This window comes from Brevundimonas sp. Root1279 (assembly GCF_001425945.1).
GTDB lineage: Bacteria > Pseudomonadota > Alphaproteobacteria > Caulobacterales > Caulobacteraceae > Brevundimonas.
The window spans coordinates 226,901-239,295 of sequence record NZ_LMEB01000006.1 but is presented as its reverse complement, the minus strand read 5'-3'; the positions used below and the strand labels follow the sequence as shown (position 1 = coordinate 239,295).

Sequence of the window (12,395 nt, the reverse complement as noted above, 5' to 3'; positions counted from 1 at the left end):
TCGCAACGATCGTTTCAAAACTTTCCGCGTGTTCCCGCTGGCGGCAGGGTGGAGCGGTTCTGGGCCGTGTGGGCGGTCGAGAAGGCGAAGGAGATGACCAGGGCCTGGGCCAGGCACATCGACGCCGACAGCGAGCGGAATTTGCGAATCTCGGCTTCGCGCACCTGCAGCACCAGGGTGGCCGGCTTGGCCACCGGACTGACCAGGCTGTCGCTGATCGACAGGACGGGGGCGTCGCGCTCGACGGCCGCCTCGATCAGTTGCACCGCCTCTTCGGCGTAGGGGTGGTAACTGACGGCGATGAGCAGGTCGCGGCTGGTGATGCCGTGGATCTGCTGGCGCGTCATGCCGCCGATGCTGTCGATGAAGACCGTCTTCTTGTCGACCTGATGCAGCGAGTAGGCGATGTAGGCCGCCACGGGGAAGGACCGCCGGAAGCCCGCGACATAGATGGTGTCGGCCTCGGCCATCAGCTTCACGGCCGTGGTCATGTCCGGCGAGCCGACGATCTCGCCGAGGTTCTGCAGGGCCAGGGTGTTGCCCTCGATGAACTCCGCCAGCACCTGACCGGGGTCGCCCACCGCCTTGCCGTCGACCGTCTCGCTGAACTGCCGGACGCGCTCGCCATAGGCCAGGGGAGCGTTGCCCGACAGCAGGTCGTCGCGGAACAGGCGCTGCATCTGGGTGGCGCCGTCGAAGCCGAACGATTTGGCGAAGCGGACGATGGCCGACGGCTGCACGCCGCTGCGTTCCGCCAGCACCGCCAGGGTCTCCAGCGCCACCGCATTCGGCTCGTCCAGCACGTAACGGGCGATCTGCTGCAGCCGTTTGCTGAGCGATTCGTAGCGCTCCAGGATGGCGGCGCGCAGTTCCTCGGCGGTGGTGGGGACGGGGTGCGCCATGAATTGCCTCTGCCTTTCGAACGTCCAGCCTAGCGGGGCGGACCCCCCCGCTCAATGGAACACAGGCGCTCCTGATGGAAATTCTATTTCATACATAGACAGAATATCGGTTCCATGCTGTGTCAGAGGCGTTTCGGGGTCGGAGAAGACAGTGAGTAGAATCGATGTGGCGCTGATCGGCGCCGGTCGGATGGGATCCATCCACGGGCCGAACGCCGGACGGCATCCGGGCCTGCGCCTGAAGTATGTGATCGACCCCCGCCCCCAGGCCGCCGCTGCGGTCGGCGCCCCGTTCGGCGCGACCCACGTCGCCCTCGACCAGGCCCTCGCCGACCCGTCGATCGGCGGCGTGCTGGTGTGCAGCTCGACCGACCTGCACCTGGAGCACATCCTGGCCGCGGTCGCCGCCGGCAAGGCGGTGTTCAGCGAGAAGCCGCTCGACCTCGACCTGGACAAGGTGGTCGCCGCCGGACCGCAGCTGCGCGACGCGCGGCTGGTGCTGGCCTTCAACCGCCGCTTCGACCCGCATTTCGCCGCGCTGAAGGCCCAGGTGGACGCCGGGGCCGTGGGTCGCCTCGAGAGCCTGCACCTGATCAACCACGACCCGGCCGCGCCGCCGTCGGGGTTTATCCCGACCAGCGGGGGGCTGTTCAAGGACTTCACCATCCACGACCTCGACCTGGCCCGCTGGCTGCTGGAGGAGGAGATCGCCGAGGTCTACGCCGCCGCCAGCTGCCTGGTGGACCCGGAGATCGGCCGTCTCGGCGACGTCGACACCGCCCGCACCGTGCTGAAGACCGTCTCGGGCCGGCTGTGCGTCATCTCCAACACCCGGCGCAGCGGCTATGGCTACGACCAGCGGATCGAGGCTTTCGGCTCAAAGGGCATGATCACCGCCGGCAATGTCGCGCTGGACACCGTCCACGCCCAGACCGAGGCGGGCGCTGCGGGCGCGCCGATCCAGCCGGGCTTCATGCAGCGCTACGCCGAGGCTTATCGCGCCGAGGTTTCCCATTTCGCCGACGTCCTGCACGGCCGCGCCAAGCCCCTGGTCGGCTATGCCGACGGCCTGGTCGCCCTGGCCTTGGCCGAGGCATGCGACGAGTCGGTTCGCACCGGCCAGGTGATCCAGTTCGGAGAATTCTTCCATGCATAAGGTCGCCGTCATCGGCGCGGGCCGCATCGGCCGCATCCACGCCCGCAACGCCGCCCTCAGCGATCGCATCGCCCTGGCCGGAGTCGTCGATCCGGTCGCCGAGGCCGCTGACGCCCTGGCCGCCGAATGGAGCGTCCCGGTGTGCTCGCTCGACGACGTGCTGGCTGACGCTTCGATCGCCGGGGTGATCATCGCGAGCTCGACCGACACCCACCTGGACTACAGCGTCCGCGCGGCGCGGGCGGGCAAGGCCATCTTCTGCGAGAAGCCGATCGACCAGGACCTGGAGCGCGCCCGCAGCGCCGCCGGAGATCTGTCGGACGCGCGGATGCTCCTGGCCTTCAACCGCCGCTTCGACCCGAATTTCCAGGCCCTGAAGACGCGGTTGGACCGCGGCGAGGTCGGGGTGCTGGAGTCGGTGCAGATCACCTCCAACGATCCGTCGCCGCCGCCCCCGTCCTACGTCGCCGTCTCGGGCGGACTGTTCAAGGACATGGCCATCCACGACTTCGACATGGCCCGCTGGCTGCTCGGCGAGGAGCCGGTCGAGGTCTATGCCGCCGGCAGTTGCCTGGTCGATGCGGAGATCGGCAAGCTGGGCGACGTCGACACCGCGCGCACGGTTCTCAAGACCGCCTCGGGCCGGCTGTGCGTCATCTCCAACAGCCGGCGCTCGGGCTTCGGCTATGACCAGCGCATCGAGGCCTACGCCTCGGCCGGGATGCTGCGCGCCGACAATGTGCTGGAGAGCACGGTGCAGGTGTGGAGCGAGGCGGGCGCTGCGGCCGACCGCTTCCAGAATTTCTTCCTGGACCGCTACGCCGAGGCCTACCGCCGCGAGATGGCGCACTTCGCCGACATCCTCGATGGCGCCAAGCCTTCGGTGGGCTACGCCGACGGCGTCGCCGCCCTGGCCCTGGCCGACGCCGCCGCCGCCTCCGTGAAGAGCGGAGCGCCGGTCCGCCTCTGACGCGATATGCCGAAGGCCGAGCGCCCGGCGCCTCCTCGGAGACGCCGGGCGTTTTCGTTTCGCAGGTCGGGGCGAAAGAAAGGGGCGGCTCCCGTTTCGGAAGCCGCCCCAGTCGCTCAGGACGCTCAGGAGTGAGTGTCTAGAAAACGGCCCGCAGAGTGAGGGTGATCTTGGGCGAGGAGCCTTCGCGTTCGACCTCATAAGCGTCGACGTTGAAGGCGGCCTGGTTGGCGAGGATCTCTTCGCCGTTGTCGCCGTCGAAGTTGGCCTCGGCCTGGTTGCTCTCGGCGTCCAGCAGATTGGTACCGGTCAGGCGCAGGACCATGTTGCTGCCGAGACGCTTCTCGAGGAACAGTTCGAGGTTGCCGTCGTACAGCTGGCTCTCGATTTCGCCGTAGGTCACGAAGCGCGATTCACCCTGCTTCTGGTAGCTGAAGCCCAGGCTGGCGTCCCAGCTCGGAATGTTGTGGGTGAGGCCGACGTTGTAGACGTACTCCGGCTGGAAATCGATCATCACGTCGTCGCCGCCGGCCGGGTCGGCCCGGCTGGACCACATGCGGGTGAAGTTGGCGAACACCCCGGTCTCGTCCAGGCCCATGAAGCTCAGCGGGGCGGAGAGGTCCAGCTCGATGCCGTAGACGTCGGCGTCGCCGATGTTCTGGAACGAGTAGAGGTTGCCCGGGTAGTCGGCCGGATCCAGGCCGACGACATCGACGTCCTCGCCGGTGTTGACCAGGGCGATCAGGTCCGAGATCGAGCGCGAGAACAGGTTCACGCCGAAGATGCCGCGACCGGCGAAGCGCCGCTCGTAGCCGACGTCGAAACCGAGCGAAGTCTCGAACGAGAGGTCCGGGTTGCCGATGGTGACGTCCTCGTCGCCCGGCGATTCCAGCGCCAGCGCCGGGATCAGCTGGTCGATCGACGGGCGGCGCACCGTCTTGGCGGCGCTGAAGCGCAGCTGGTCGTTGTCGGTCAGCTTCCAGACCAGGTGGGCCGACGGGTTGAGCATGAACTCGTCGTGCTCGGCGCTGCCCTCGATCTCGTCCTCGAGGACGCCGCCTTCCAGGAACTGGTTCAGGAAGTCGATCTCGGTCTTGGTGCTTTCGGCGCGCAGGCCGGTCTGCAGGGTGACCGCGTCGTTGAACTCCCACTCGATGCGCAGGAAGGCGTCGAAGCGTTCTTCCTTGTAGGTGAACTGGCCGTCGGTGGTGGCGTAGTCCGGATCGCCCAGGTCCTCGTCGACGACCTGGTTGAACTCGCGGTCCTTGATCTTGCCCGCGACGCCGTATTTGAACTCGACGCCCTGAATGCCCAGCGACTGGGCGAAGCCCGGCATCTGCTGGGTGATGGTCGCGTCGGCTGTCCATTCGGTATCGTCGGCGTCGATTGATTCACGCTCGACCAGGTTGGTCGGCGTCTCCTCGAAGGTTTCTTCCGTGCTGTCGTCGCGGAAGTTGCTGAACTGGATCTGGGCCGCGAACTCGGTGTTCTCGTCGATCTCGGTCTTGAACAGGGCCGAGGCGCCCATGCTGTCCTGGTTGAAGTCGGCGTCCTGGAATTCGAACTCCGGATTGGCCAGGTCGAGGCCGCCGACGCTGCCGTCGCCCTCGTAGATGACCGTGTCCTGGTGCTCGTCGCGCGCCGTGCTCAGCATGAAGGCGTCGACGCGCAAGCTGCTCTTGTCGTTGATCAGCCACGTCAGGTCGCCGTTGAAGGACAGGTCGGTCGAGTCGCGGCTGTCCTGCTCTTCGGTGCGCTCGACGGCCACCGACTGGGTCGGATCATCGAAGCGGGCAAGGCTGCGGCCCATGCCGCGGGCGGCGACTTCGGCGGCGAAGCCCTCGGAGTCCTCCTCGAAGACTTCCTGGACGACGTCCTTGTTGTTGTAGCGCTGCTGGGCGTCGAGGGTCACCGAGAACAGGACGTTCTCGGCGTCGTTGCGCCCCGACCAGGACACCGAGGCGTTGGGCCGGGTCTTGGACATGTCGACGTCGTAGGTGGCGCCGATGCGGGCGATCACGCCCGGCGGCAGGCTCTCGCCGTCCTTGAGGATGATGTTGATCGTGCCGCCGACGCCCTGACTGTCGATGTCGGCGCTGGGCGAGCGGACGATCTCGATGCGGTCGATGATTTCGGCCGGGATGCGGTCGACGAAGACGGTGCGGTCGTTGCCGGCGCCCGGGATCGGGCGGCCGTTGACCAGCACCTGGGTGAAGCCCTGGCCGAGGCCGCGCAGCTGCGGCGCATCCGATTCGCCCACGTCGCTGGTGAAGGCCACGCCCGGGACGCGGCGCAACTGGTCGCCGACCGAGGTCGGCTCGAATTTGGCGAAGAACTCCTGGTCGTAGACCAGCTCGGGCGCGACCGTGTCGGTGCGGTCCCGGTACTGGATCTCGCCCGTGACGATGACTTCGTCGAGCGTGGTCGCCTGCTGGTCTTGCGGCTGCTGGGTTTGTGCCGGTTGGGCGTCCTGGGCGAACGCCGCGTAGGGCGTCATCAGGCAGGTACTCAACAAGGCGGCCTTGAGGGCCATCCGACGGTAGGCGCGCATCTTCTTCCTCCCCGATACCGCCTCTTCAGAACCGAGATTGGAAACACAGGGCGGCTTGTTGTCGCAGACGCTACGAACAAATGTTCCATCTTGCAATAGGGTTGGAATATACCTTGCAGAACGGAGGCCGTCGGCTATCGTTCGGGCCTATAGACAAGGCGTCCGCCACGCAGCGGGCCGAGGGGAATGGGAGACCACCATGGAACGGACCTCGATCAGGATTCTGCTCGCCGCTACGGCTCTGGCCGGATCGATGGGGGTCGCCTCCTGCGCCACCGCCGCGCCGCAGACGGCGCCGGCCGCGCCCGATCCGACCGTGGTGACCGCCCGCGTCGACACGGCCCCTACCGCGCGCGGGGAAGCCAACAAGGCGGTGGTCGTGCTCGACTCGGCCAACCCCGCCGCCAGCCGCGTCGTCGCCACCGCCGGGCTGGGCGGGCTCGAAATCTATGACCTGCAGGGGCGCCGACGGGGTGCGGTCCCGGCGGGCGAGGCCGGCAGCCTCGACGTCCGGCACGGCTTCATGCTCGGCGGCCGCCCGGTCGCCCTGCTGGCCACGACCGACACCACCGACAACTCGCTGCGCTTCTTCGCCCTGTCGAACGGAACGCTCAGCGAGGTCGGCGCCGGCTCTGAACCGCTCGGGTTCGCGGCCGAGGGCGTCTGCTTCTTCCGCAACGCCGCCGACGGCGGGCTATATGTCGTGGCCGTGGGCGACGGGGGCGAGTTCGATCAGCGCATGGTCTTCGTCAATGGCGAGGGCCGCGTCGCCAGCCGCCAGTCGCGTCGCCTCGGCCTGCCGTCGCCGGCCGAGCACTGCGTCGGCGACGACGTCGGCGGCAAGATCTATGTCTCCGAACAGGCCGTCGGCCTGTGGCGCTTCAACGGCGACCCGGAGACCGACGCCACGCCGACCCTGATCGACGCCCCGCGCCTTGGCCGCATCACCGAGGAATTGGGCGGCGTCGCCCTGTATGACGGCGGCGAGGGCGCCCGCTATCTGGTCGCCTCGGACGCCTCCAGCGGCCGGCTCTATGTCTATGACCAGGGCAAGGACGACGCCTGGGTCGGCGCGGTCTCGCTGGCGGGGCAGGGCGGCGCGGCCGTCGGCGAGCCGGGCGGACTGTCGATCCTGGGTTCAGCCATGGGGGCGGGCTTCCCCGCAGGGGCGCTCGTCGCCACGGATGAGGATGCCGACGGCGGGGCCAACTATAAGGTGATCTCGATCGCCGACCTCGCGGCCGCGCTGAACCTGAGTGTCGGCACGCCCCAGGACCCGGCCCGGGCTCCGGCTCCGTCGGTCGTCGCCGTGACCCCGACCTTCGAGACGGTCCCGGTGCTCAGCGCCGGCGACGCCGCCGACGACCCGGCCATCTGGGCCAATCCGGCGAACCCCGCCGCCAGCCTGGTGGTGGCCACCGACAAGAAGTCGGGTCTCTATCTCTACGACATGCAGGGCCGGGTGCTGCAGCACCTGCCGGACGGCAAGATGAACAACGTCGACCTGCGCACGGACTTCATGCTCGGCGGCCAGCCGATCGTGCTCGTCACCGCCAGCGACCGCACCCACAAGTCGATCGCCATCTATCGGCTCGACACCGAGGCGCGGCGGCTGGTGAACATCAGCGACGGCGTGCAGGCGGCCGAGCAGGCCGACCCCTACGGCCAGTGCATGTACCGCAGCGCCAGGACCGGCAAGACCTACGTCTTCATCAACGACAGCAATGGCGAGATGCGCCAGTGGGAGCTGATCGACGCCGGAAACGGCCGCGTCCGGGCCCAGCGCGTGCGCGACTTCGCCTTCGCCTCCCAGGCCGAGGGCTGCGTCGCCGATGATGTCGCCGGCCTGCTGTTCGTCGATGAGGAGGACATCGGCATCTGGCGCATGGGCGCCGAGCCGGACGCCGGTCCGGCCATGACCCCGGTCGATACCGTCGAGGGCAATCCGGCGATCAAGGACGATCTGGAGGGCATCGGCCTCTACGACCTCGGCGGAGGCCGCGGCTATCTGGTCGTGTCCAGTCAGGGCAACAACACCTATGCGGTCTACCGCCGCGAGGGCGCACAGGAATACCTCGGCTCCTTCGCCGTGGTGGCCGATCCCCAGGCCGGCATCGACGGCATCTCCGAGACCGACGGCCTGGAGGTGTCCAGCGCCAACCTAGGGCCGGGCTTCGAGCACGGGGCGCTGATCGCCCAGGACGGCCGCAACGTCCTGCCGGGCGAGCTGCAGAACTACAAATACGTGCCGTGGCGGCGCATCGCCGAGGCGCTGAATCTGGAGATGCGCTGAGCCCGCAAGGGCTCTCGCGTCGCCGCGTTCGGCGCCGTACGCTCGCTTTGGGTGAGGGAAAGCACGATGGTCTGTCTGTCGCGTCGTCGTCTGGTGGCCGCTGTTTCGGTCGCGCCGTTGCTGGGTTTGGCGGGCTGTAGTCGCGGCGGCGGGCGCGACCGCATCGCCGTCAGTTTCCACAACATGGCCGAGCCCTTTTTCGTGGTCATGCGCCGCGAGCTGATGGACGAGGCGGCCAAGCTGGACGTCGACGTCGTGGTGCTCGACGGCCAGGCCAACTCCGCCAAGCAGTCGGCCGACATCGAGGCGGCGCTGGTGCAGGGGGTGAAGGGCGTCATCCTGGCCCCCACCGACGTCAACGCCCTGGCCCCGGCGGTGAACTCCATCCTCAAGGAATCGCTGCCGGTGATCACGGTCGACCGGCGCATCGAGGGTACGACCGCCCCGGTGCCGCACGTCGGCGCCGACAATGTCGCGGGCGGCCGCATGATGGTCGAGTGGATCGTGCGGACCTATCCGCAGGGCGCCCGCATCGTCCTGCTCACCGGCCAGCCGGGCAGCAGCTCGGCCATCGACCGCACCCGCGGCGTCAGCGAGGCCCTGACCCAGGCGGGCGGACGCTATTCGATCGTCGCTGAACAGTCTGCAAACTGGTCGCGGGACCAGGGGCTGACGGTCACCCAGAACATCCTCACCGCCCTGGGCGCGACCAAGCCTGACGTCATTCTGGCCGAGAACGACGACATGGCCTTCGGCGCCATTGAGGCCCTGCGTACGGCGGGCGTCAGCGGCGTCTCCGTGCTCGGCTTCGACGCCACGCCGGAGGCCCTGTCGCGGATCAAGGCCGGAACCATGGCCCTGTCCGTCGAGCAGAGCCCCAGCCGCCAGATCCGCTCGGCCCTTCAGCAGGTGGTCGCCGCGGTTCGCCAGAACAGCCCTCTGGCTTCGGTCAACATCGCGCCGGTGATCATCACCCGCGAGACCCTGTCCTCGGCCGAGCGGCTGTCCGAAGCGACGTGACCCCACCGCTGCTCAAGGTCCACGGGCTTACCAAACGCTTCCCGGGCGTCCTGGCGCTCGACGACGTGCGGCTCGAGGTCGCCGCCGGCGAGGTGCACGCGCTGCTCGGCGAGAACGGGGCCGGCAAGTCGACCCTGCTGCGCGCCATCGCCGCCGCCCTCAAGCCCGACGCGGGCGAGATCCTGCTGGCCGGCGAGCGCCTCGATCCGCGCGACGCACCGGCCGACCGCCAGGCGCGCGGCGTGGTGACCATCTACCAGGAGTTCAACCTCGTCCCGGCCCTGACCGTGGCCGAGAACCTGTACCTGGGGCGCGAGCCGCGGCGCGGCGGCTTCATCGACTGGCGGCGGCTCAACGCCGATGCGGCGGCGGTTCTTCAGCGGCTCGGCGTCGACCTGGCTCCCACGGCGCTCGTCGGCGGGCTCAGCGTCGCCCTGCAACAGATGGTGGAGATCGCCCGCGCCCTGACGCTCGACGCCCGACTGATCATCATGGACGAGCCGACGGCGGCCCTCAGCGGCCGCGAGGTCGAGGTCCTGCACCGCACCGTCCTGGCCCTTAAGGCCTCCGGCGTGGGCGTCATCTACGTCACGCACCGACTGGCCGAGGTGAAGGCGATCTGCGACCGCTACACCGTCTTCCGCGACGGCCGATATATCCAGACGGGCGCCGTGGCCGATGTGAAGGTGGCCGATCTCGTCGCCGCCATGGTCGGCCGCGACATCGCCCCGGCCAAGCGGGCGCCGCGGGCGCCGGGCGACTGGGCGCTGCGGGTCTCGGGCGTGTCGCGCAGCCGTCGGCGGGGCGCGGGCCTGCACGATCTCGCGCTCGGCGTCCGCGCCGGCGAGGTGCTGGGCCTGGCCGGTCTGGTCGGAGCGGGACGCACCGAACTGGCCCGGGCCGTCTTCGGCGCGGACGGCCCGGTCGAGGGCGTGCTGTGGATGGGCGGCGACCGGCCCGGCCTGTTCCGCTCGCCGGCCGAGGCCATGGCCGCGGGCCTGACCCTCGCCCCCGAGGACCGCAAGGCCGACGGCTGCTTCATGCCCCATTCGGTGCGCTGGAACCTCAGCCTGCCCAGCCTCGACCGTTTCCGCGGCTTCGGCGGCTTCATCGACGACCGCGGCGAGGCGGCCATGGTCGACGACTTCATGAAGCGGCTGCGCATCCGCGCCCCCTCCGACGCCACACCCATCGGCGCCCTGTCCGGCGGCAATCAGCAGAAGGTGCTGCTGGCCCGCTGCATGGCGCTGAGGCCCAAGGTGCTGATCGTCGACGAGCCGACCCGCGGCGTCGACGTCGGGGCCAAGGCCGAGGTGCACCAGATCCTGTTCGACCTCGCCGACGCCGGCGTCGGCGTCATCGTCATCTCCTCGGACATGCCCGAGCTGCTCGAGGTCAGCGACCGCATCGTCGTCCTCCACGAAGGCCGCTTGGGCGGAGAGGTCGCCCGTTCCGACGCCACCGAAGCCCGTCTTATGCAGATGATGACGGGCCAGTCCTCCACCCCTGTCCCGGCAGTGCATTGATGACCGCAGCGACCGCCCCGGCCGCCCGTTTCGACTGGCTTCGTTTCCTCGAACGCTACGGCTCGGCCATTGTCCTGGTCGCCCTGGCCCTGTTCTTCGCCAGCCAGAACGAGCGCTTCCTCTCGGCGCGCAACCTGTCGAACATCCTCGCCGAGGTGTCGATCTACGGGGTCATCGCGGTGGGCATGACCTTCGTCATCCTGACCCGGGGCGTCGACCTGGCGGTCGGTTCGCTGGTCGGCTTCAGCGGCATCGTCGCCGCCATCGCGGCCAATGCGCTCGGAGATGGGCACTGGGCCGGCTGGATCGTCGCCCTGGCCGTGGCCTGCGCCGTCGGCGGGGCGGTCGGCCTCGTCCACGGCAAGGCGGTCACCTGGCTGGCGGTGCCGCCCTTCATCGTCACCCTCGGCGGCCTGACGGTGTGGCGCGGCGCCACCCTGCTGGTCAACGACGGCGCCCCGGTCAGCGGCCTGTCCGAGAGCTATCGCTGGTGGGGCTCGGGTCAGGTCTTCGGCGTGCCCGTGCCGGTGCTGGTCTTCGCCGTCGTCGCCCTGGCCGGCTATGTCGTGCTCCGTCACACCCGCTACGGCCGCCACGTCTATGCGGTCGGCGGCAACCCCGAAGCGGCTCGGCTGGCGGGCCTGAACGTCAAGGCGGTGGTGTCGTCGGTCTATGTCCTGGTCGGCCTGCTCAGCGGGCTGGCCGGCTTCCTGCTTTCGGCCCGGCTCGGCTCGGCCGAGGCGGTGGCCGGCTCGGGCTATGAGCTGCGCGTCATCGCCTCGGTGGTGATCGGCGGGGCCAGCCTGTTCGGCGGCATGGGCGGCATCGGCGGCACCGTCATCGGGGCCCTGCTGATCGGCGTTCTGACCAATGGTCTCGTGGTCATGAACGTCTCGGCCTACCTGCAGCAGATCGTCATCGGGGTGATCATCGTCTCGGCCGTGGCCTTCGACACCTTCGCCAAGTCGCGACGCGGGGTCATCGCCGGCTAGCGCACCGCCCGCGGCCGCCCGGGCACGCCCTCGGCGCACTCCAGATCGGCGCGGTCCCAGCCGCCGAGATCGGCCGCCGCCTCATAGGTCGACTGCAGGAAGGCCAGCAGGGCGGCGTCCGGATCGGTCGCCTGCCGCACCGCCTCATAGGGCAGCAGGAACTCGCCCAGGGCCTCGCTGAAGGCGGCGCCCTCCGGCTGGACCCGCGCCTCGGCGAAGCCTTTCGGGGTCGGGTAGGCGTAGGCGTAGAAGCTCGGCGGCACGCCGTTTCCGCCCGGCCAGAAGCCGGCGCTGGAGACCTCATGCGAATAGGCCTCGCGGGTCACGGCGTCCGGCAGGTGTGGCACGCCGCCCGGATGCAACGGGGCGCGGCGGCCGGAGAAGCGCGTCACCGCCATGTCGAAGGCGCCCCAGAACAGGTGCACCGGACTGCATTTGCCCAGGAACCGGGTGCGGAAGCGGTTCAGCACGCGATCGACCTGCACCAGCGCCAGCCAGTAGGCGTGGGCGACGTCCGGATCGTAGGCGCGCGGCCGGTCGTCCTCGGCGAAGGGAACCGGCTCCGGCATCTCGTCGGGAACGGCGTGGATGTCGGTCTCAAGGCCCAGCGCCGTCAGGCCCTGCATCACCGCGTCGTAGAATTCCGCGACGGTCCCGCTCGCCAGCGGAATGCGCCGCTCGCCGCCGTCGGTGGCACGCAAGACCAGATGCTGGTCGATGAAGTCGAACTCCAGGCTGAAGCTCTTGTCTCCATGCGGGATCAGGCTGGTGCTAAGGCCGCGCGGCGAGACGTACAGCGTCACCTGCCAGGCGTGGTTAAGCCATGGCGCATTCGCCAGCCGCACCTTGCCGACGATCTGGCTCCAAAGCTGCAGGGTCTCGAGCGTGCCCGGCAGGGCGGGGGAGCCGAGGTCCGGCCAGGCTGCAGCTGCGGTCATGCCGTACTCCGTTCGAAAGAAAACAGGCCCCGATCTGGAGACCGGGG

Annotated in this window: 9 protein-coding genes; 6 read left to right on the top strand and 3 right to left on the bottom strand. The window is 69.1% G+C overall.

Annotated features, from left to right (window positions below):
* Positions 1-14: 14 nt before the first annotated feature.
* A complete protein-coding gene (locus ASC65_RS09150; RefSeq protein WP_056451846.1) occupies positions 15-902 on the bottom strand; it encodes a MurR/RpiR family transcriptional regulator in 888 nt (295 codons plus the stop codon).
* A 151-nt stretch (positions 903-1,053) separates the two neighbouring features.
* Here ASC65_RS09150 and iolG (ASC65_RS09145) point away from each other — a divergent pair, with 151 nt between their 5' ends.
* Both iolG (ASC65_RS09145) and iolG (ASC65_RS09140) read left to right on the top strand, forming a co-directional pair.
* Positions 1,054-2,058: an inositol 2-dehydrogenase gene (gene iolG / locus ASC65_RS09145; RefSeq protein WP_235561457.1), complete on the top strand. Its 1,005-nt coding sequence runs from the start codon at positions 1,054-1,056 to the stop codon at positions 2,056-2,058.
* Positions 2,051-3,028, top strand: coding sequence for an inositol 2-dehydrogenase (gene iolG / locus ASC65_RS09140; RefSeq protein ID WP_056451844.1), 978 nt, complete (start codon positions 2,051-2,053; stop codon positions 3,026-3,028). Before iolG (ASC65_RS09145) ends, iolG (ASC65_RS09140) begins: the two co-directional genes overlap by 8 nt.
* A gap of 139 nt (positions 3,029-3,167) precedes the next feature.
* On the opposite strand, the gene ASC65_RS09135 is transcribed toward iolG (ASC65_RS09140), so the two are convergent.
* Positions 3,168-5,579, bottom strand: a complete 2,412-nt coding sequence (locus ASC65_RS09135; protein WP_056451842.1) for a TonB-dependent receptor plug domain-containing protein — start codon at positions 5,577-5,579, stop codon at positions 3,168-3,170.
* Between the two features lie 199 nt (positions 5,580-5,778).
* Between ASC65_RS09135 and ASC65_RS09130 the strand changes: the two genes are divergently transcribed.
* The 4 genes from ASC65_RS09130 (at position 5,779) to ASC65_RS09115 (ending at position 11,410) form a co-directional block, all read left to right on the top strand.
* Positions 5,779-7,872, top strand: coding sequence for a phytase (locus ASC65_RS09130; protein ID WP_056451840.1), 2,094 nt, complete (start codon positions 5,779-5,781; stop codon positions 7,870-7,872).
* 66 nt (positions 7,873-7,938) lie between these two features.
* Positions 7,939-8,892 (top strand): substrate-binding domain-containing protein, encoded by a 954-nt coding sequence (locus ASC65_RS09125; RefSeq protein WP_056451838.1) that lies wholly within the window; start codon positions 7,939-7,941, stop codon positions 8,890-8,892.
* Positions 8,889-10,418, top strand: coding sequence for a sugar ABC transporter ATP-binding protein (locus tag ASC65_RS09120; protein ID WP_056451836.1), 1,530 nt, complete (start codon positions 8,889-8,891; stop codon positions 10,416-10,418). The genes ASC65_RS09125 and ASC65_RS09120 overlap by 4 nt, the downstream gene beginning before the upstream one ends.
* Complete coding sequence (locus ASC65_RS09115; protein WP_056451833.1) at positions 10,418-11,410, top strand: ABC transporter permease; 993 nt, start codon at positions 10,418-10,420, stop codon at positions 11,408-11,410. The genes ASC65_RS09120 and ASC65_RS09115 overlap by 1 nt, the downstream gene beginning before the upstream one ends.
* On the opposite strand, the gene ASC65_RS09110 is transcribed toward ASC65_RS09115, so the two are convergent.
* On the bottom strand, positions 11,407-12,348 hold the full coding sequence (locus tag ASC65_RS09110; protein WP_056451831.1) for a DUF5996 family protein: 942 nt from the start codon (positions 12,346-12,348) through the stop codon (positions 11,407-11,409). The genes ASC65_RS09115 and ASC65_RS09110 overlap by 4 nt on opposite strands.
* Between the last annotated feature and the right edge of the window lie 47 nt (positions 12,349-12,395).